Origin of the sequence: Ancylobacter dichloromethanicus (genome assembly GCF_018390645.1) — a bacterium.
Classification (GTDB): domain Bacteria; phylum Pseudomonadota; class Alphaproteobacteria; order Rhizobiales; family Xanthobacteraceae; genus Ancylobacter; species Ancylobacter dichloromethanicus.
In genome coordinates this window covers 149,743-169,156 of sequence record NZ_JAHBGC010000004.1, presented here as the reverse complement: position 1 = coordinate 169,156, position 19,414 = coordinate 149,743, and the positions used below count along the sequence as shown (strand labels likewise).

The following is a 19,414-nucleotide window of genomic DNA, read 5'->3' as shown; positions in this document are numbered from 1 at the left end:
ACGCGGGGTCGTGTAGCGCAGCCGGGACCTGCAAGGCCAGTGCCGCGCGGGCGACACGGCGCCGAGCCACCGCCGTTGCAAACGGGAATGTCCCGTCCATCCCGAAAGAGCCGCGCGGCGGGCGAGGCTAGGGTTCGGACATTCGCTGCGTCCCGCCGCTTCTCCGCCCCCTCGGCCGCGACGCCCCCGCTTGCCGCACCAACCGATGGAGTGAAGCCGATGCCGTCCCGTCATACCCGCGCCTCACTGGCGCTCGCCGCAGCCTTCAGCCTCCCGCTCCCCGCGCTGACGCTGGCCTGCGTCCTCAGCCTTCCGCTGCCGGCCGTGGCGCAGGCTCCGACAAATGCCGCCCCGCTGCACAACATCGTGCTGGTGCACGGTGCCTGGGTCGATGCTTCCGGCTGGAAGGGCGTCTACGACCGGCTGGTGGCGAAGGGCTTTCACGTCACCATGGTCCAGGAGCCCGAGACCTCGCTGGAGGACGATGTCGCCGCCACCAAGCGCGTGCTCGACCAGCAGGACGGCCCGACCCTGCTGGTCGGCCATTCCTATGGCGGCTCGATCATCACCGAGGCCGGCATCCACCCCAGGGTGGCGGGCCTCGTCTATGTCGCCGCCCACGCTCCCGATGTCGGCGAGGACGAGGCCGAGCTCGGCAAGTCCATGCCGAGCGTGCTGGGCCGGACCGAGGGCGCCATCGAGAAGACCCCGGACGGCTTCACCTACCTGAAGCCGGACCTGTTCCCGAAGCTGTTCGCCCCCGACCTGCCGAAAGAGAGGGCGGAATTCGAGGCCCGCGCGCAGGTGCTTGCCGCGGCCCGCGTGTTCAGCACCCCGCTCACCGCCGCCGCCTGGCAGGGCAAGCCGAGCTGGGGCATCGTCGCGGGGTCCGACCAGATCATCAACCCCGACCTCGAACGCTTCTATTACGAGCGCGCCGGGGCGCCGATCACCGTCATCGCCGGCGCCAGCCATTCGGTCTATGAATCGCATCCCCGCGAGGTCGCCGCCGTCATCGAGCAGGCCGCGCGCGAACTGGGCAAGGCGGCCGACTGAGCCGCCGGCGTCCCCGACCCCCGAAACGCCTGGAAACGAAGGAGCCCGCCATGTCCCGCCCGCCGCTGCCACCCTTCACCCAGGAGAGCGCCACCGAGAAGGTTCGCCTCGCCGAAGACGGCTGGAACGGCCGCGATCCGGCGAAGGTGGCGCTCGCCTACACGGTCGACAGCTACTGGCGCAACCGCGCCGAGTTCGCCAACGGCCGGGAAGCGATCGTCGCCTTCCTCACCCGCAAATGGGCCCGAGAGCTGGATTATCGGCTGATCAAGGAACTCTGGGCCTTCACCGGCAACCGCATCGCGGTGCGCTTCGCCTATGAATACCATGACGACAGCGGCAACTGGTTCCGCGCCTATGGCAACGAGAACTGGGAGTTCGATGCCGACGGCCTGATGCGCCGGCGCCTCGCCAGCATCAACGAGCACCCGATCACCGAGGCCGAGCGCAAATTCCACTGGCCGCTCGGGCGCCGGCCGGACGACCATCCCGGCCTCAGCGCTCTCGGGTTCTGAGCCGGGCCGGGCCGGGCGGCGAGCGTCGGGCGCCCGTCAGGCCGGCGCCTGACGCCCGATCGTCGGCTTCAGCAGCACCAGCGCGCCGCCGAGGGCGATCCAGAAGGCGACCAGATAGGGCCACAGATTGTCCGGGAAGGCCGGCACCGGGTAGATCGAATTGTACAGCGGCCACAGCATCGCCAGCGTGCCGAGACCGCCCAGCACCAGCCACAGCCGGCTGCCGGCCCGCACCGCGTGCATGGCGGCGGCGGCGGTGACGCCGAGATAGGCGACGATCAGCGCGATGACGCCGATGGTGGCGACGTTGTCGTAGTAATCGGCCGGGCCGATGAACGGCGCCCAGGCCAGCAGCCCGGCCAGCATGGAAAAGCTGACCACGCCGACCGCGACGGAAGGCGTGCCATAGCGCGGATGCACCCGGGCCAGCGTCGGCGACAGCCCGCCCCGGCCGAGCACGAACAGCATGCGCGCCCCGGCCGAGAGCGTGCCCAGCACGCAGGAGATGGCCGAGACGGAGGCGGCGAGGTCGAGCGCGGTGGCGATGTGGATGTTGCCGTATTTCAGCGCCAGCGTGTTGAGTGGCGCATCGCTCGCCGCCAGCGCCTTCATGTTGTCGAGCCCGAAGCCGATGACCTGGATGTAGGAGGCGAAGACGAAGAACAGGCCCGCCAGCACCACCGAGCCGACCAGCGCGATGGGAATGGCGCGCCCCGGCTGGCCGGTCTCCTCCGCCAGCGTCGTCGCCGCCTCGAAGCCGGCGAAGGACAGCACCGCGAACACCACGGCATAGCCGATGCCCCACCAGCCGATGGTCGGGTCGGGATGGAACGGGGCGAGGCTGAGGCCGCCGGCGTCGTTCACCGCCGTCAGGATGCGGATGCCGAGATAGACGATGACGGCGATGGAGGAGAGTTCCAGCACCAGCATCAGCCGGGTGGCGAGGCGCACGTCGCGCCAGGCCAGCAGCGTGCCGCCGGTGAGAGCGGCGACGGCGACCGGCAGCCACCAGCCGCCCAGATTCACGCCATGGTCGTCCAGCGCGGCGCGCAGGAAGTCGCCCACCAGCGCCGCGCTGCCGGAGCCGGCGGCGACGTAAAGCAGCACCATGCACCATCCGGCGATGAAACCGGCACGCGGGCCGAAGGTCTTGCCGATATAGGCATAACCCGAGCCGGCGCTGGTGACCCGGCTGGCGAAAAACACGAAGGACAGGCCGACCAGGGCCACCACCACGGTGCCGACCGCGAAGCCGAGCGGGGCGGCGACGCCGGCGGCGCCGACCGCGAGAGTGACGTTGAGAGCCATGCCCATGGTCGGGGCGATGACCGACAGCGAGAGCCCCACCGCCTCCACCGGCCCCAGAGTGCCCTTGAGAGCTTCGCCGCCCGTCTTCGCCATGCCGTCCCCCCTTGCGCGGGGCTAGTCATCCGGCAAGGGGCAGGGCGAGGCAATGGCGAAATTTGATCTTATCGGCGCAACCGAGGCCGCTATTTCGACGGCTCGTAATGCGCGTCGCGGCCTTCCGGCTTGCGCTCGCGCTCGCCGGCCTTGTCATCCTGCTGCGGGTTGGCGCTGCGCGAATGGCCGTCTTCGGTCGGCGCGCGGTTCTTCTTCTCGTCGCGGCGGTCGCCCGGCTTCAGCGGGTGCTTGCCGTGCTGGTCGGCGATGATCATGGAAACCTCCATCGGTGTGAGTATGCTCCCGGGTCAACGAACCGGGGGGCTGCTGCGTTCCGCGGGCGGGCCTTCTCCCTCGCGAGGGGCTGCGTCGCGGCAGGGCGCGCGCGTTTCCGCCTCGGCGCGAGGACGCTTCAGGCCAAGCTCCACCAGAAGCTGCGCGAACCAGTCGGCCATGGCGCCGCTCACGAGCGCTGGCGGGTTCCGGCGCGGCCACTCATCGCCCCGGTCCGGTCGTCGGTCGGCGAGCCGCGGCCGCGCCGGCTCTTCGGCACTTCCAGCGTGCGGCGGATGGTGTCGATCTCGCTGATCGGCGCGTTGCCGCCCTGCCCCGGATCGGTCAGCACATTCGGGTCGATCGCGGGGTCCAGCGGAGGGCGCTCGGCGGTCACGATCCCTCCGTCGTCGGAAGGCGCGGGAAAGCCGGCATCGGGATCGCGGCCCTCGATCGGCTCCGGCGGCGCCTCCGCCGCGTCGACCGGCCGGAAGGCGGGACCGCCCTGCGCGCGCCCCTCGGCCAGCATCTCCCGCGCCCGGAACCAGTAATGGTCCGACTGGCCCTCCGGCCTTCCATCCGCCTCCCAGAGCCTGTGGGCCCGCTCGCGGATATCTTCCTCGGTGATGTTCATGGACGTCCTCCCTGTTGCACCGGGTCAACGTGCGGCGAGGACGCCTGTTCCGGCGCCGCACGCGGTCCGGCGGGGGACGGGGCGGGTGGAATGGCGATATCGGCGATGACCGGCAGATGGTCGGAGGCGTGGCGCCCCTGCGCGTCGGTAAAGCTGTCCGCCAGCATGCCGGCATGGCTGCAATAGACCCGGTCCAGCCGCAGCGCCGGCCAGCGGGCGGGAAAGCTGCGCGGGGCGGCCCGCTCGGCCAGCACCGGCGCCAGCGCGCGCCGCACCAGCCGGAACGAGAACCAGTCGTTGAAATCGCCCATCATCACGGTCGGCGTGCCATTGCCGGCGCGGGCGAGCCGGGCCAGCGCGTGCGCCTGCCGCCGGCGCTCCAGCAGGGCGAGGCCGAGATGCACGGCGACCAGCCGCAGCCCGCCCTGCGGGGTCTCGATGCGGGTGTCGATGGCGATGCGCGGCTCGCGCCGGTGCACCGAAAGGTCGTGCAGCACGGTGTCGCGCGTCGGCCAGCGCGAGAACAGCACATGGCCGTAATGCCCGTCCGGCACGGCGATGGTGCGGGCCTCGGCGCGATGGCCGATGCCCAGCCCCTGCAGCGGCGCCAGGCATTCGACCCCGCGCCCGCGGGTGTCGATCTCCTGCAAAGCGAGAATATCCGGCCGGTGGCGGGCGATGAGGGCGGCGATGCGGTCGAGGTCGAAGCGCCCGTCGGGGCCGATGCCGCCATGGATGTTCCAGGTCATCAGCCGCAGCCGCGCCGGCAGCGCTTCGCTCACGCCGTCCTCCGCAGCCGGGAGACGACGAATTGCAGGCCGAGCGAGCAGGCGATCCACAGCAGCACGAAGCCGACCAGCAGCGCCACCCGGCCGAGCGAGGGCTGCGAGATCACCTCGACGATCTGGTGGCCGAGCGCGCTCAGCACCACCAGCCCCGGCAGCAGCCCGATGGCGGTGCCGATGACGAAATCCGTCAGCCGCAGCCCGGCCGCGCCGGCGACGAGGTTGATGAAGGTGAACGGCGCCGCCGGCACCATCCGCATCGTCGCCACGGTGAGGATGCCCTGATCGGCGAGGCCGCGCCTGATGCGGTTGATGCGCGGCCCGATGAAACGGCGCACCACCCCGGCGCCCAGATGCCGGCCGATCAGGAAGGTCACCACCGCGCTCACCACCGCCCCCAACCCGGCCAGCAGCGCGCCGGTCCAGCCGCCATAGACTGCGACGGTGGCGACGATCAGCACCGAGACCGGGAACACCACCAGCCCGCCCACCACATAGATCGCCACCACGGCGGCGGCGCCCCAGGGGCGGTCGGCCATGGTGTCGAGCGCGGCGACGATGCGGTCCGGCTCGGCGAAGGGCGAATTGGCCCAGGCGACCACCAGCGCCGCCAGCACGGCGAGGCCGACCAGCGCGGCGGCGATCGGCCATTTGCGGTTGCGCCCCGCGGGCCCCGGCGCGGCGCGCTCCTCATAGAGCGGCTCGGGCGGGTCGGCCAGCGCGCCGATCTGCGGCAGCGAGACGTCGCCCGCCTCCACCGCGGGAAGATCGGCGAGGCGCCGGCCGCACGCGCTGTCGCGCGCGACGGCCAGCAGCCCCTCGCGCGCGAGCTTCTCCGCCACCGCCGCCGGGGCGAGGCCGACATGCTCGCCGAGCAGCCGGTCGCGGATCGCCGCCACGCCCGCCCGTTCGGTCTCATTGCGGGCCTCGACGACGAGGTCGCATTCGCTGTCGAAGCCCATCGAGCGGTTGCAGATATTGGCCGAGCCGATACGCAGCAGGGCGTCGTCGACGATCAGCACCTTGGCGTGGACGAACACCTCGGTCGCCGCGCCGCCGCCCTCTGCCGTCACCTGCGGGAACACCAGCCGCGCCCGATGCGCCAGCCCTTCCTGCTCCAGCCGCGCCCGCAGCCGGGCGCGCGGCACGCCCATCACCTGCTGCTCGATCCAGGAGCGGTAGGCGTCGGGCGTGACCATCAGCACTTCGAGATGCGGCCGCTCGTGCATCCGCGCCACCAGCCGCTCGGTGAAGCGCTCGCAGGTGATGAACTGGTTCTCGACATAGATCGACCGCTCGGCGGCATCGATCATGTCGAACAGCAGCGCCTCCACCTCGCGGGTGCCGCGCTGCCCCTCATAATCCGGCAGGGTGCGGGCGATGCCGACCTCGATGTCGCTGAAATCCACCGGCAGGCCGGCGGGCCAGCGATTGCCGGTGACCCGCGCCGGCGCCAGCCGCTCGGAGGCGGCGCGCGCCCAGCGCTCGCGGAACAGCGCGCCGAGCGCACCCGCGGCCTCGCCGTCGACGGCCATCTGCACGTCGTGGAACGGGCCGTAGGCGCTGCCCTGCGGGTCGAGACGGAGCGGGTCGCCGGGCCGGTGGCCGGACGTGTCCCAGCGCCGGCCGGTGAGGTCGAGCCCGCCGGAAAAGGCAAGCGAATCGTCGATGACGACGATCTTCTGATGGTGCGAGGCGCCAAGCGGCAACGCATCGTCGAGGCAGAGTTCGATCTGCTTGGGTGTCGCCCACAGGAAGGAGAACACCGGCGTCAGTTCGCGCTCCAGCGCGAACATCACCGAATAGTCCCACAGCAGCAGCCGGATGCGCAGGCGCGGGTTGCGCGCCACCAGCGCCGAGAGGAACGCCGCCAGCGTCTCGGGCAGCCCGTCCTCGGCGGTGCCGCTCTCGCCCACCAGCCTCATCCGGCTGTCGAGGTCCCAGCCGGCGATGTGGATGGTCTCGCGCGCCTCGCGCATCGCCGCCCGCAGCGCGCCGAAATAATCCGCGCCGTCGACCAGCACCCGCGCCCGCCCGGCATCCGCCACCCGCCAGACATTGCGCCCGGTCTTCAGCACCGGGCCGCCGGCCGTGCCGTCCGCCGGACGCGGCGGGGGGCTGGTCGCCGCCGGCGCGGGACGGACGGCCATGGCGCTCTCGATCGCATCCTGATTCAGGGACATCGCTTCGCAGGCTGGAGGACAGGAACGCGGCGCTAACCCGCGGGGGACCTCGCCGGTTCCATCCCCGGCGCCGGTCACCCTCAGCCCATCGCCACGCCGACCACAGCGGCGACGCCGAGGACGGCCACCAGCAGGCCGATGACGGCGGTGGTGAAAGACACGCCGGGCACCGTGACACCCTTATCGTCATAGGCGCGCCCGCGCTCGTCGGTGCCGCTTCCCGGAGCGGAGGCGCGTGGCGCGGTGCCGGCGCCGAGAACGATCCTTTCGGCCGCGGGCGCACCGCCGGCCGCCTCGTCATCGGTGCCGAGCGGGGCGGCGGCAGGGTCGGAAAACGCCACCTTGTCGCGGGTGCTGCCGGCGTCGATGTCGTCGCGCAGGCGGTTGGCATCTGACATGATCGGTCTCCCTTCGAAAGCTCCGTCGACCGGCGTTGTCGGCGCCGCCGGCCTCGTTTCCAACGCCCCAGCCAGCGATCGGTTCACCTTCCGCGCCGGCTCGGGGAACCGGTGGCCGCGCCGGGGATTGTCCACCGGGGCAACATGGGACGAGGACCTGACGGTGGCGCCACGCGGCTTCTGGAAAGGCTATCTCAAGCTCTCGCTGGTCACCTGCCCGGTGGCGATGGCGCCGGCCACCAGCGAGGCGGAGAAGATCCGCTTCCACACTCTCAACCGGGCGACCGGCAACCGGGTGGAAGGCATCTATGTCGATGCCGAGACCGGCAAGACGGTGGAGTCGGACGACCAGGCGCGCGGCTATGAGCGCGCGCCGGACAGCTATGTGATCCTCGACGACGACGATCTCGATTCCGTCGCGCTGGAGAGCAACCGCACCATCGACATCGAGACCTTCGTGCCGGCCGACAGCGTGGAATGGATCTGGTACGACACGCCGCATTTCCTGCTGCCGGACGATCCGGTCGGCGAGGAGGCGTTCGCCGTCATCCGCGAGGCGATGGAAGCGACCGGCAAGGTCGGGCTCTCGCGCGTCGTGCTGCACCGGCGCGAGCGGCCGGTGATGCTGGAACCGCGCGGGCGTGGCATCGTGCTGTGGACGCTGCATTATTCCGACGAGTTGCGCCGGCCGGACGGCTATTTCGAGGACATCGCGGAAAAGGCCGATTCCGAGCTCGTCACCCTTGTCGGCCGGCTGATCGACAAGCGCACCCGCGACTGGGCGGCCGAGCTGGTGCATGACCCGTTGCGGGACAATCTCAAGCAGCTCATCGCGTCCAAAAGGAAGAAGAAGGCGCCCGCCAGGCGCCGCGCCGCCCACAGCACGGAGGACGCGGACGACACGCCGACCAATGTGGTCAACATCATGGATGCGCTGAAGAAGAGCCTCGCCGCCGAGCGCAGGTCCGGCGGCCGCAAAAGCTGACGCGGCGCCTCAGCGCGGCGGCTCCTCGTCGGCATCGTCGGACAGCGGGCGGGCCCGGCGCGGCGGCGGTTCCGCCCGTGCCTCCAGAAGCCGTTCCAGCGGCAGCATCATCGCCAGCAAAGCGAGGGTGGTGGCCAGCGCCAGAAACACCAGGTGCCACGAGGCGATGGCGCAGGCGACGCCGAGCGCCGCCGTCACCCACACCGTCGCCGCCGTGGTCAGCCCGTGCACCTCCAGCCGGGTGCGGTCGCGCAGCACCACGCCGGCACCGAGAAAGCCGATCCCGGTCATCACCCCCTGCACGATGCCCTGCACCACGCGGCTGGTGGCATCCGGATGGCCGTCCATGCCCTCGACATTCATCGCCGAGAGCGAGATCAGCGCGGCGCCGAGCCCGACGAGGCCGAGCGTGCGCATGCCGGTGGGCTTGCCGCGCATGTCGCGATTGATACCGACGACCATGCCGCAGCCGGCGGCCGCCATCAGCCGCAGCAAGGTTTCGATTTCTTCCGGCGCCAGCCACCAGTCCTGCGGCAAACCTTCCATCGCGCCCTCCCTCAGCTGGCCCGGCGCCGCCGGCCGCCCGCGCTCTCCGGCAGCGGCACGGCGGCGGCGCGGAAATCGTCCCACGGGTCGGCGGCGAGATTGGCAAGGCGGGAGGGCGCATCGGCCAGCGTGAAGTGGGCGCCGCCGGCAATGGCGTCGATCTCGTCCCAGGCCACCGGCATCGAGACCCCTGCCCCGGCGCGGGCGCGCGGGCAATAGGCCGCCACGGCGGTGGCGCCGCGCCCATTGCGCAGATAGTCGATGAAGATGCGCCCCTTGCGCCGGGCCTTGGTGGCGACCGCGACGTAGCGGTCGGGATCATCGGCGGCGAGGGAATCGGCCAGCGCCTTGGCGAAGCCCTTGGCGGCCTCCCATCCGGCCTTCGGTTGCAGCGGCACCACCACATGCAGCCCCTTGCCGCCGGAGGTCTTGACGAAGGCCGGCAGGCCCTGCGCCTCCAGCCGCGCACGTATGTCGCGCGCGCCGGCCACCACCCCGTCCCAGCCGACCGCCTCGCCGGGGTCGAGGTCGAAGATCAGCATGTCCGGCCGCTCGATATCGGTGAGCGGCGCGCCCCAGGGGTGGATTTCCAGCGCTCCGGACTGGACCAGCGCGATCAGCCCGTCGAGGTCTTCGATGAAAAGCAGTTCCTCGCCATCGGTATCCTTCTTCACCCTGATCGCCTTGTTCATCCCCCGCCAGGAATGCTTCTGGAAGAAGCACTGGCCGGCAATGCCGTCCGGGCAGCGCAGCAGCGCCAGCGGCCGGGCGACGACGAACGGGGCGATGAAGCGCCACACCTCGGCGTAGTAATCGGCGAGGCCCTGCTTGGTGATGCCGTCCTCCGGCCAGTAGATGCGGTCGGGATGGGTCAACTTCACATTCGAGCGCGGCGCGTCGCCGGCGGAAGCCCGATTGTCGCCCTTGGCCATCTCCTTGCCCTCCACCGGCGTCTCGCGCACGATCTCGCGCGCCGGCTTGTCCTCGCGCAGGCCGCGAAAGGCGGCATGGCGCAGATGCTGCTCGCCGGTCCAGCCGCGGAACTCGACTTCGGCAACCAGTTCGGGCGCGGCATAGCTGACGCCGCGCCGCTCCTCCGCCGTCAGCGGTCCCGCGAACGGGCTGCGTGTCCGGCCGAGCTTTTCGAGCCGCGCATGGAGATCGCGCGCCACGGCCTGCGAGAAGCCGGTGCCGACCCGTCCGACATGGCGCAGGCGCCCCTCCTCATAGACGCCCAGCACCAGCGAGCCGATGGCGCTCTTCTGCGCGGTGGAGGGCACAAATCCACCGATGACGAATTCCTGCCGGAAGGCGCATTTCGACTTCACCCAGTCCTTGCCGCGGCCCGAGCGATAGGGCGCGTCGGCCCGCTTCGACACCAGCCCCTCCAGGCTCAGCCGGCAGGCATGACGCAGCATGGCCTCGCCATCCGCCGCCAGATGCTCGCTGTAGCGCAGCCCGTCTGCAGCTTGTTTTAGCAGCACTTCCAGCAGTTTCTTTCGCACCTTCAGCGGCGCCCCTCGCAGGTCCCGCCCGTCGAGATGCAGGAGATCGAAGGCGTAGTAGACGAAGCGGTCATGCCTGCCCTCCGCCAGATCCCGCTGGAGGAGGCCGAAATTCGACGCGCCGGCACCGGTCTCGACCACCAGTTCGCCGTCGATCAGCGCGTTTTCCGCTGGCAGCGCCTCCAGCGCGGCGGCCAGCGCCGGGCCGAAGCGGGCGCTCCAGTCGAGGCCGGAGCGGGTGAGCAGCTTCACCCGGCGCTGGCCTCTGGCGGTGGTGTCGATCCGTGCCTGGAGCCGGTAGCCGTCGAATTTGATCTCGTGAATCCAGGCCTTTCCGACCGGTGCCCTGGCAACGAGCGTCGCCAGTTGCGGCTCGACGAAATCCGGCAGCGGCGCCTCGGTCCCGGTCGGGGCGGGCGTTTTTGTCTTCGCGTCGGAGCCCGTCGACGCCTTGGTCGCGGATCTGGACGCGGATTTGGCGCGAGCGGCCGGGGCCTTGCGCGTGCCCGCCTTTCGGGTCGGCGGGGGCGGCTCGCCATCTTTGGCGATGGCGTCGAGGGTGCGGCCGGTCTTCACCGAATCCGGCCTCTCGTCGAGAATATCCGGCGCCCCTTCCGGCCGTGCGGCGGCGTCCTCGGCCTTGATCAGCAGCCAGTTATCGGCCTTCTCGCCCTTGCGCTGCGCCATCCGCACCAGATGCCAACGCCCGTGCAACTTGTTGCCGTGCAAGACGAATTCGAGATGCCCCTTGCTGTAGCCCCTGGCCGCGTCGCCGACCGGCTCCCAGCTCCCGGTGTCCCACAGCATGACCGTGCCGCCGCCATACTGGCCCTTGGGAATGGTGCCCTCGAAGCTGCCATAGTCGAGCGGGTGGTCCTCCACATGCACGGCGAGCCGCTTCTCGCCCGGCACCAGGCTGGGCCCGCGCGTCACCGCCCAGCTCTTGAGGACGCCGTCCATCTCCAGCCGCAGGTCGTAATGCAGCCGCCGCGCCGCGTGTTTCTGGATCAGATACCCACGCCCGGCCGCCGCGCCCCCTGTCCCCTGCGGCTCCTGCGTGCGGGTGAAGTCGCGCTTGCGGCGATAGACATCGAGCGCCATTGCCGTCACCCCGCCTTGCGGGTGCGCGCGGCCAGCTTGCGCGCCGCGGGCTTCCTTCCCGCCCTGTTGCTGCCCGCCTTGGTACTGCCCGGTTTCCTGCCGGCCGACTTCTTGTCCCCGGACATCCCCGCGCTCTCGCGCAGCGCGTCCATGAGGCTCACCACCTTGGCCGGGGGCGGCTTCGGCGGGGCAGTCGCGCGGCCCTCCATCTTGGCCCGCACCAGTTCCGCCAGCGCCGCGTCGTAGCGGTCGTCGAAGCTCTCGGGCTGGAAGCGGTCGGACTTGGTCTCGATGATGTGGCGGGCGAGATCGAGCATTTCCGGCTCCATCTTCACCTCCCTGATATCCTCGAACGCCTCCGCGGCCGAGCGCACCTCGTAATCATAGTTCAGCGTGGTGGCGATGATGCCCTCGTCATAGGCGCGGATCAGCAGGCTGCGCGGCCGGCGAAAAAGCACCGCGCGCGCCACCGCCGCCACCTGCTTGCTGCGCAGCCCCTCGCGGATCACCGCGAAGCTGGCCTGCGAGGCCGCGTCGGCCGGGCGCAGATAATAGGGCCGGTCGAAATACAGATCGTCGACCTCGGCGCAGGGCAGGAAGCTCTCGATGGTGAGCGCCTTGTCGCCCTTGGGCGTCACCTCGGCGATCTCGTCCGGCTCCAGCACGACGAAGTCGCCTGAATCGACCTCGTAGCCCTTCACCTGCGCCTCGCGCTCGACCACCTTTCCGGTCTGCGAATCGACGAAGCGGCGCGACAGCCGGTTGCCGGTCTTGCGGTTCACCATGTGCAGGCTGACACGGTCGCTGGCGCTGACGGCGGTGTAGAGCCCGACGGCGCAGACCAGTTCGCCCAGCCTCAGAAACCCCTTCCATGTCGCCCGCGCGGCCATGCCTGCCTCTGTCCTGTCCTGCGCTGAGGATTCCTCGACGCCTCGGCACCAACGCTTCCCGCCGTCGCGCGTTCCACCGCCCGCGCGGCACCATCCGCCCGGACGGTTCAGAGCCTTTGGCGGAGATGAAAGGGCCGGGCCGGTTCCGCTCAAGCGTTCCGGAACCAACGCGGCGCCAAGCCGTTGGCAAACGTCCCCACCGCCGACCTTCCGCCAGAGGAGCACATGATGCAGGAGCATCCGCGCCCGCCTTTCCAGGAGCAGCAGCAGGATATGCCCGGATGGACACAGGCGATGTCGCCGCGTCCCGACCATGGCGAGACCAGCTACAAGGGCTCGGGCCGGCTGGAAGGGCTGAAAGCCGTAATAACCGGCGGCGACAGCGGAATCGGCCGCGCGGTGGCGCTGGCCTATGCACGCGAGGGCGCCGACGTGCTGATCTCCTATCTCGACGAACACGAAGACGCCGAGGCCACCGCCGCGCTGGTGGGCGAGGCGGGCCGGCAGGCGGTGCTGGTGCCGGGCGACATCCAGCACGCCGCCCATTGCCGCGCGCTGGTGGAGAAGGCGGTGGAGGCGTTCGGGCGCATCGACCTGCTCGTCAACAACGCGGCGCATCAGGCCACCTTCGACGACATTGGCGCGATCAGCGACGCCGAATGGGAGCTGACCTTCAAGGTCAACATCCACGCCATGTTCTACCTCACCAAGGCGGCGGTGCCGCACATGAAGCCGGGCAGCGCCATAATCAACACCGCCTCGATCAATTCCGACAAGCCGAACCCGAGCCTGCTCGCCTACGCCACCACCAAGGGCGCGATCCAGAACTTCACCGCCGGGCTGGCGCAGTTGCTGGCGGAGAAGGGCATCCGCGCCAATGCGGTGGCGCCGGGGCCGATCTGGACGCCGCTGATCCCCGCCACCATGCCGGCCGAAAAGGTGGCGCATTTCGGCGAGCAGGTGCCGATGAAGCGGCCGGGCCAGCCGGCGGAGCTTGCCACCGCCTATGTGATGCTGGCCGATCCGCTGTCGAGCTACGTCTCCGGCGCGACGATTGCCGTCACCGGCGGTGGGCCCATGCTCTAGAGCCCGTCCGGCGAAAGCCGGGTTGCCGAACGGGCTCCAGGTATTTGTTTTTACGCATTTTCGCCACGCGAACCGGAACCCGCTTCGCTCGAAAATGCTCTGGCAATGAAGGAGAACGCGATGCAGACGCAGACATCCGGCCGGGCCGCGAGCTTCCGGCTTCGCGGCCGCGAGGGCGAATGGCGGGTCGACAGCGACGGCGGCGTCGGCATGGCCTATGCAAGCAAGGAAGCGGCGTTCGAGGCCGCGGTCGCCGCCGCCTCCAACGCCATTCGCGATGGCTACGACGTGACCATCACGGTGCCCGGCGCCAGCGAGACCATGCTCGGCGTCGCCGATACCGGTCGCGGCGCCGACGCGCCCGCAGTCTCCCCGGAAAACACCTCGCGCCGCCTGACCTGATCGGATGGGCGCGAAAGGGGGCAGGGCGTTCGAAGGGCTGGAGAAGGCTGCGCTCGTCGCCGGCGCCGGCCTGCTGCTCGGTGCCTGCTCGGGCCCGCAATCCGCGCTCGACCCGGCCGGGCGGGAAGCCGCCGAGGTGGCGCGCCTGTTCTGGGTGATGCTGGCCGGCGCCGCCATCATCTGGCTGGCGGTGATCGGCACGGCGGTGTTCGCCGGCCGTTTCCAGAAGACGCCGCTCGGCGAACGCGCCGGGTTGCGGATCGTGCTGTGGGCGGGTGCGATCATCCCCACCCTCATCCTCGCCGCCCTGCTGACCTTCGGGCTGCGGCTGATGCCGGTGCTGCGCGCCGGCGAACCCGCGCTGACGGTCCATGTCTCCGGCGAGCAATATTGGTGGCGCGTCACCTATCGAACCGCGCAGGGCGAGGTCGAGACCGCCAACGAACTGCGCCTGCCGGCCGGACGCCCGGCGGAGATCCTGCTCGACAGCGCCGACGTGATCCATTCGTTCTGGATTCCGGCGCTGGCCGGCAAGCTCGACATGATCCCCGGCCGCACCAACCGGCTGGTGCTCAACCCCGAGCGCACCGGCACCTATCGGGGCGTCTGCGCCGAGTTCTGCGGCCGCGCCCATGCCTTCATGGCGTTTTCCGTCGAGGTGATGGAGCCGGCGGCGTTCGAGGCGTGGCTCGCCCGCGAGCGCGCGCCGGCCGCCGCCACCGCCGATGCCGGGGCCTTTCTCGCCAATGGCTGCGGCGGCTGTCACAGCGTGCGCGGCACCCCGGCAACCGGCACCATCGGGCCGGACCTCACCCATGTCGCGGCGCGGCCGACGCTCGGCGCCGGCCTCCTGGCCAACACGCCGGCGAACCGCCGCCGCTTCGTCAGCGAGACCGAAAAGCTCAAGCCCGGCGTGCGCATGCCCGCCTTCGGCGCGCTGGAGTCGGACCAGCTCGACGCCATAGACGCCTATCTGGGGAGCCTGCGATGAGCGCCGTCGAGCCGCGGACCGAGACCGACGACGCGCGCATGCGCCGGGAGGAGGCCGAACTGCGGGCGGCGTGGGAGACGCCCCGCGGCTGGCGCCATTTCTCCGCCTGCAACAACCAGACGGTGGGCCTCTGGTACACCGGCGCCTCATTCTTCTTCTTCCTCTTCGCCGGCGTGCTGGCGCTGATCATCCGCGCACAGCTCGCGGTGCCGGGCAACGACCTCGTCTCGCCCGGCACCTACAACCAGCTGTTCACGCTGCACGGCACGATGATGATGTTCCTGTTCGCCGTGCCGATCTTCGAGGCGGTGGCGATCCTCATCCTGCCGCAGATGCTGGCGGCGCGCGACCTGCCCTTCCCGCGCCTGTCCGCCTTCGGCTTCTGGTGCTTCCTCATCGGCGGCGTGTTCGTCGGCGGCTCGATCCTGTTCAACGCCGCGCCGGACAGCGGCTGGTTCATGTATCCCCCGCTCGCCACCGACACCGAACAGACCGGCATCGGCGCCGACATCTGGCTGCTCGGCCTGTCCTTCATCGAGATCGCCTCCATCGCGGCGGCGGTGGAGCTGATCGTCGGCGTGCTGAAGTGCCGCCCGCCCGGCATGCGCATCAACCTGATGCCGCTCTACGCCTGGTACGTGCTGATCGTCGGCGGCATGATCCTGTTCGCCTTCCCCCCACTGATCGCCGGCGACATCCTGTTCGAGATGCAGCGGCTGTTCGACTGGCCGTTCTTCGATGCGGCGCGCGGGGGCGATCCGGTGCTGTGGCAGCACCTGTTCTGGATCTTCGGCCACCCGGAAGTCTACATCATCTTCCTGCCCTCGATCGCCCTGCTGGCGATGATCGTGCCGACCTTCGCCCGCCGGCCGATCCTCGGCTATGGCTGGATCGTTCTGGCGGCGGTCGGCACCGGCTTCCTCAGCTTCGGGCTGTGGGCGCACCACATGTTCACCATCGGCCTGCCGTGGCTGTCGCTCGGCTTCTTCTCGGCCGCCTCGGAGGCGGTGGCGATCCCCACCGGGGTGCAGATCTTCGTCTTCGTCGCCACCCTGCTGGCCGGGCGGGCGATCTTCTCCATCCCCATGCTGTTCGCCACCGGGGCGCTCGCCATCTTCGTGTTCGGCGGGCTGACCGGGGTGATGGTGGCGCTCGCCCCGTTCGACTGGCAGGCGCATGACAGCTATTTCATCGTCGCCCACCTGCACTACACGCTGATCGGCGGCATGTTCTTTCCGCTGATCGCCGGCCTCTATTATTTCTACCCCTTCGTGGTCGGGCGGATGCTGTCGGCACGGCTCGGGCGCTGGTCGTTCTGGCTGATGTTCGCCGGCTTCAACATCGCCTTCCTGCCGATGCACATCACCGGGCTGCGCGGCATGCCGCGCCGGGTCTACACCTACCCGGAAGGGCTCGGCTGGGACTGGCTGAACCTCGTCTCCACCGTCGGCGCCTTCACCATGGCGGCCGGCGTGCTGGTGATGGTGTGGGACGCGCTGCGCCCCGGCAAGCCGCGCGCGCCGCGCAACCCGTGGAATGCCGGCACGCTGGAATGGGTGGCGGGCGACCCGTCCGAGCCCTGGGGCATACGCTCGGTGCCGCCGATCCGCAGCCGCTACCCGCTCTGGGACCAGCCGAACCTCATCCGCGAGATCGACGAGGGGAAGTTCTACCTGCCCGGCGCGCCGGAGGGAAAGCGCGAGACGCTGATCACCGACGTGCTCGACGCGACGCCGCTGCAGGTGCTGCGGGTGCCCGGCAACAGCTTCAAGCCGCTCATCGCCGCGGTGCTGATCGGCGGCAGTTTCATCGCCACCACCTTCCACTGGTGGCTCCTTGCCATCGCCTCCGGCGCGCTCGGCATCGCCGCCATCATGGTCTGGCTGTGGACCGGCACCGCCGCCATTCCCGAGAAACCGGAGCGCGGCGCCGGCCTCGGCGTCACCCTGCCGCTCTACGCCTCCGGCCCGGCCTCGGTCGGCTGGTGGGCGATGTTCATCACCATGGTCGGCGACGGCACCGCCTTCATCAGCCTGGTGTTCGCCTATTTCTACTACTGGACCATCCACCCGGCCTTTCCGCCCGCCGGCATGGCGCCGCCCGATGGCGCCCTGATGCTGGGTGGCGGCGCCGCCGCGCTCGCCGCCTGGGCCGCCATGCTGGGCGCCCGCCGGGCCAATGGCGGCGGCCATGCGGGCCGGGTCCGGCTGCTGATCGGCGCGGCGGCGCTGCTCTCGGTGGCCGGCGCGGCGCTGCTGCTGCTGGCGCCCTGGCAGGCCGGGCTCGACCCCGTCGCCCATGTCTATCCCGCCACCGTGTGGGTGCTGGTGCTGTGGACCGCGCTGCACCTCGGCGTCGGCGTGCTGATGCAGGGCTATTGCCTGGCCGGCGCGCTGGCCGGCCGCCTCACCGCGCGGCACGACATCGACCTGCGCAACGTGGTGCTCTACGGGCACTTCGCCTTCCTCACCGTGGCGACGACGCTGGCCGTGCTGGTGCTCGCGCCGCGGGCGACGTGAGGGGCGCCCATCATGCTGTTCCGCCGCGAGACCCCGAACCTGTGGACGCTGCTGACGCCCCCCGCCGTGTGGGCGCTGCACTTCCTGTTCTGCTACGTCGCCGGCGCTATCATCTGCGCCAAGGCGCCGGAGGCGCTGGGCGAACTGCGCCTCGCTATCGCCGCCGCCACCGGGCTGGCGCTCGTCATCATCGCCGCCGCGGGCGCGCAGGCGGTGCGTCATTGGGGCTTCGGCTCCGATGCGCCGCCGCACAACCAGCCGACCGACGAGGACCAGAAGCACTTTCTCGCCTTCGCGACCCTGCTGCTGGCCGGGCTCAGCGCGGTCGCGGTGCTGTTCGGCGCGCTGCCGGCGCTGTTCATCGCGGAGTGCGGGGCATGAGGCGGGCGGCACTCCTCACCGGCCTGATCGTCCTTCTCATCGTCTGGGGCGGCCCGCTGCCGGCGTTGGCGGCGCAGTCCTTTGCGGCGCATATGACGATGCACATGGCGGTGGTGGCGTTCGCCGCCCCGCTGATCGCCGTCGGCGTGGTGGAGACGCGGCTCGATCCCTCGCGGCGGCTGCCTTGGCTGTTCGCCCCGCTGCTCGCGGCGATGCTGGAATTCGCCATTGTGTGGGGCTGGCACATGCCGGCGCTACACGGCGCGGCCCGCGCCGGGGGGCCGCAATTCGTCGCCGAACAGGCCAGCTTCCTGCTTGTGGGGCTGCTGCTGTGGATCTCCTGCCTCGGCCGCGCCAGTGCCGGCACGATGGCCGGCGCGCTGGTCGGCACGATGGGCCTGCTGCTGACCTCGATGCACATGACGCTGCTCGGGGCGCTGCTCGCCTTCGCCGGCCGGCCGCTTTATGTCGAGAACGGCGTGCCGATCTGCGGCGCCGACCCGGCGACGGCGGTGGCCGACCAGCAGCTCGGCGGCGTCATCATGCTGCTGGCCGGCGGCCTGGTCTATCTCGCCGGCGGGCTGGGGCTGATGGCGCGGGTGGTGGCCGATCCCCCCCCGGCGCGGGAGCCAGCATCATGAATCTTCGCCGCCGCCTGTCCTTCCGCGTCACCCCGCGCCGGGCGCTCGCCGCCATCGGCAGCGCGCTGGCGCTCGCCCTGCTGGTCGCCTGGTCCGGCGTCATCGACATCGGCGCCAGCGGCGGCCATTGGCGGATCACCTCATGGGGGCTGCACTGGGTGATGCAGAACGCGACCCGAACCTACGCCATGCTCGAGCCCGAGCCGCCGGCCGATCTCGACAGCCCCGCCCGTATCCGCCGCGCCGCCGGGCATTTCGAGACCTCCTGCGCCTTCTGCCACGGATCGCCCGAACACCCCTCGCCGACGCTCGCCCCGCACATGACGCCGATGCCGCCCGGGCTGACGCAAGTAACGGCGAAATGGACGCCGCGCGAGTTGTCGCGGATCGTCCGCCACGGGGTGAAATATACTGGCATGCCGGCCTGGATCGCGCCGCAGCGCAGCGACGAGGTCTGGTCGATGGTGGCGTTCCTGCGCGCCCTGCCGGAGATGTCCGGCGAGGAGTATCGCCGCCTTGCCTTCGGCGAGGCGGTGCCGGCGCCTGCCGCCGACCCGGCGCTGGAAGGCTGCGTGCGCTGCCACGGGCGCGACGGCACCTCGTCCGGCGGCGCCTTCCCCGTCCTTGGCGGCCAGAGCGAGGCATATCTCCTCGCAACGCTCGAGGCCTTCGCCGACGGCACCCGCCCCAGCGGCATCATGCAGTTCGCCGTCGACGGGCTCCCGCCGGAGGACCTGACGCGGCTGGCGGCGTATTATGCGGGCCGCGGCGGGGTGCGCGAGCAGGCCGCGCCCGATGGCAGCGAAGGCGCGCGGATCGCCTTTCAGGGCCAGCCCGAGAACGACGTGCCGGCCTGCCAGAGCTGCCACGGCGCGTCCCCGCGCCGCAACCCGCGCTATCCCTATCTGGGCGGGCAGGATGCTGCCTATCTCGCCACTCAGTTGCGCCGGATGAAGGCGAGCGAGGCGCGCGGCCCCACGGCGCGGGTGATGCATCGCATCGCCGAGCGGCTTCCGGACCAGGCGATCGACGCGGTCGCCGAATTCTATGCCGGCCAGGGCCGGGATCCGGATCCGGCCAACGCGGCGCGCTGATGGCCGAAAATTCGCCGGATCGGAACAG

Annotated in this window: 19 protein-coding genes; 10 read left to right on the top strand and 9 right to left on the bottom strand. The window is 70.7% G+C overall.

The window, feature by feature from the left end; all coding sequences use genetic code 11:
* Positions 1-219: 219 nt before the first annotated feature.
* Together KHC23_RS01005 and KHC23_RS01000 are read left to right on the top strand one after the other, a co-directional pair.
* A complete protein-coding gene (locus KHC23_RS01005; RefSeq protein WP_213368438.1) occupies positions 220-1,056 on the top strand; it encodes an alpha/beta hydrolase in 837 nt (278 codons plus the stop codon).
* Between the two features lie 50 nt (positions 1,057-1,106).
* Positions 1,107-1,571 carry a nuclear transport factor 2 family protein gene (locus tag KHC23_RS01000; RefSeq protein WP_213368436.1) on the top strand — a complete coding sequence of 155 codons (465 nt, stop codon included), beginning with the start codon at positions 1,107-1,109 and terminating at the stop codon, positions 1,569-1,571.
* A 36-nt stretch (positions 1,572-1,607) separates the two neighbouring features.
* Here the strand turns inward: KHC23_RS01000 and KHC23_RS00995 are convergent, their stop codons facing one another.
* The 6 genes from KHC23_RS00995 to KHC23_RS00970 all read right to left on the bottom strand — a co-directional run bounded on the left by KHC23_RS00995 (position 1,608) and on the right by KHC23_RS00970 (position 7,245).
* Positions 1,608-2,972 carry an APC family permease gene (locus tag KHC23_RS00995; RefSeq protein WP_213368434.1) on the bottom strand — a complete coding sequence of 455 codons (1,365 nt, stop codon included), beginning with the start codon at positions 2,970-2,972 and terminating at the stop codon, positions 1,608-1,610.
* Between the two features lie 89 nt (positions 2,973-3,061).
* Positions 3,062-3,247: a hypothetical protein gene (locus KHC23_RS00990; RefSeq protein ID WP_213368432.1), complete on the bottom strand. Its 186-nt coding sequence runs from the start codon at positions 3,245-3,247 to the stop codon at positions 3,062-3,064.
* A gap of 188 nt (positions 3,248-3,435) precedes the next feature.
* Complete coding sequence (locus KHC23_RS00985) at positions 3,436-3,879, bottom strand: DUF2934 domain-containing protein (RefSeq protein WP_213368430.1); 444 nt, start codon at positions 3,877-3,879, stop codon at positions 3,436-3,438.
* Complete coding sequence (locus KHC23_RS00980) at positions 3,876-4,661, bottom strand: endonuclease/exonuclease/phosphatase family protein (protein WP_271188721.1); 786 nt, start codon at positions 4,659-4,661, stop codon at positions 3,876-3,878. Before KHC23_RS00980 ends, KHC23_RS00985 begins: the two co-directional genes overlap by 4 nt.
* A complete protein-coding gene (locus KHC23_RS00975) occupies positions 4,658-6,814 on the bottom strand; it encodes a VTT domain-containing protein (protein ID WP_213368428.1) in 2,157 nt (718 codons plus the stop codon). Before KHC23_RS00975 ends, KHC23_RS00980 begins: the two co-directional genes overlap by 4 nt.
* 113 nt (positions 6,815-6,927) lie before the next feature.
* The gene (locus KHC23_RS00970) at positions 6,928-7,245 is read right to left on the bottom strand and encodes a hypothetical protein (protein ID WP_213368426.1); all 318 of its coding nucleotides are present in this window, start codon (positions 7,243-7,245) and stop codon (positions 6,928-6,930) included.
* A gap of 163 nt (positions 7,246-7,408) precedes the next feature.
* Between KHC23_RS00970 and ku (KHC23_RS00965) the strand changes: the two genes are divergently transcribed.
* The gene (gene ku, locus KHC23_RS00965; protein WP_213369071.1) at positions 7,409-8,230 is read left to right on the top strand and encodes a non-homologous end joining protein Ku; all 822 of its coding nucleotides are present in this window, start codon (positions 7,409-7,411) and stop codon (positions 8,228-8,230) included.
* 9 nt (positions 8,231-8,239) lie between these two features.
* Here ku (KHC23_RS00965) and KHC23_RS00960 read toward each other — a convergent pair whose 3' ends face one another.
* From KHC23_RS00960 to ku (KHC23_RS00950), 3 genes are read right to left on the bottom strand one after another with little or no spacing between them, the layout of a single operon-like run.
* Positions 8,240-8,776: an MgtC/SapB family protein gene (locus KHC23_RS00960; protein WP_213368424.1), complete on the bottom strand. Its 537-nt coding sequence runs from the start codon at positions 8,774-8,776 to the stop codon at positions 8,240-8,242.
* 11 nt (positions 8,777-8,787) lie between these two features.
* Complete coding sequence (gene ligD, locus KHC23_RS00955; protein ID WP_213368422.1) at positions 8,788-11,382, bottom strand: DNA ligase D; 2,595 nt, start codon at positions 11,380-11,382, stop codon at positions 8,788-8,790.
* A 5-nt stretch (positions 11,383-11,387) separates the two neighbouring features.
* Positions 11,388-12,272, bottom strand: coding sequence for a non-homologous end joining protein Ku (ku, locus tag KHC23_RS00950; protein ID WP_213368420.1), 885 nt, complete (start codon positions 12,270-12,272; stop codon positions 11,388-11,390).
* A 228-nt stretch (positions 12,273-12,500) separates the two neighbouring features.
* Between ku (KHC23_RS00950) and KHC23_RS00945 the strand changes: the two genes are divergently transcribed.
* The 7 genes from KHC23_RS00945 (at position 12,501) to KHC23_RS00915 (ending at position 19,386) form a co-directional block, all read left to right on the top strand.
* Complete coding sequence (locus tag KHC23_RS00945) at positions 12,501-13,358, top strand: SDR family oxidoreductase (protein ID WP_213369065.1); 858 nt, start codon at positions 12,501-12,503, stop codon at positions 13,356-13,358.
* Between the two features lie 120 nt (positions 13,359-13,478).
* Positions 13,479-13,760: a hypothetical protein gene (locus KHC23_RS00940; protein ID WP_213368413.1), complete on the top strand. Its 282-nt coding sequence runs from the start codon at positions 13,479-13,481 to the stop codon at positions 13,758-13,760.
* Positions 13,761-13,764: 4 nt separating this feature from the next.
* The gene (gene coxB, locus KHC23_RS00935) at positions 13,765-14,751 is read left to right on the top strand and encodes a cytochrome c oxidase subunit II (protein WP_213368411.1); all 987 of its coding nucleotides are present in this window, start codon (positions 13,765-13,767) and stop codon (positions 14,749-14,751) included.
* Complete coding sequence (gene ctaD, locus KHC23_RS00930; RefSeq protein ID WP_213368409.1) at positions 14,748-17,270, top strand: cytochrome c oxidase subunit I; 2,523 nt, start codon at positions 14,748-14,750, stop codon at positions 17,268-17,270. The genes coxB and ctaD overlap by 4 nt, the downstream gene beginning before the upstream one ends.
* A 12-nt stretch (positions 17,271-17,282) precedes the next feature.
* Positions 17,283-17,651 (top strand): hypothetical protein, encoded by a 369-nt coding sequence (locus KHC23_RS00925; RefSeq protein ID WP_213368407.1) that lies wholly within the window; start codon positions 17,283-17,285, stop codon positions 17,649-17,651.
* Entirely contained in the window at positions 17,648-18,292 is a 645-nt protein-coding gene (locus KHC23_RS00920; RefSeq protein ID WP_213368405.1) for a cytochrome c oxidase assembly protein, read from the top strand. Before KHC23_RS00925 ends, KHC23_RS00920 begins: the two co-directional genes overlap by 4 nt.
* Positions 18,289-19,386: a c-type cytochrome gene (locus tag KHC23_RS00915; RefSeq protein ID WP_213368403.1), complete on the top strand. Its 1,098-nt coding sequence runs from the start codon at positions 18,289-18,291 to the stop codon at positions 19,384-19,386. The genes KHC23_RS00920 and KHC23_RS00915 overlap by 4 nt, the downstream gene beginning before the upstream one ends.
* Positions 19,387-19,414 lie beyond the last annotated feature (28 nt).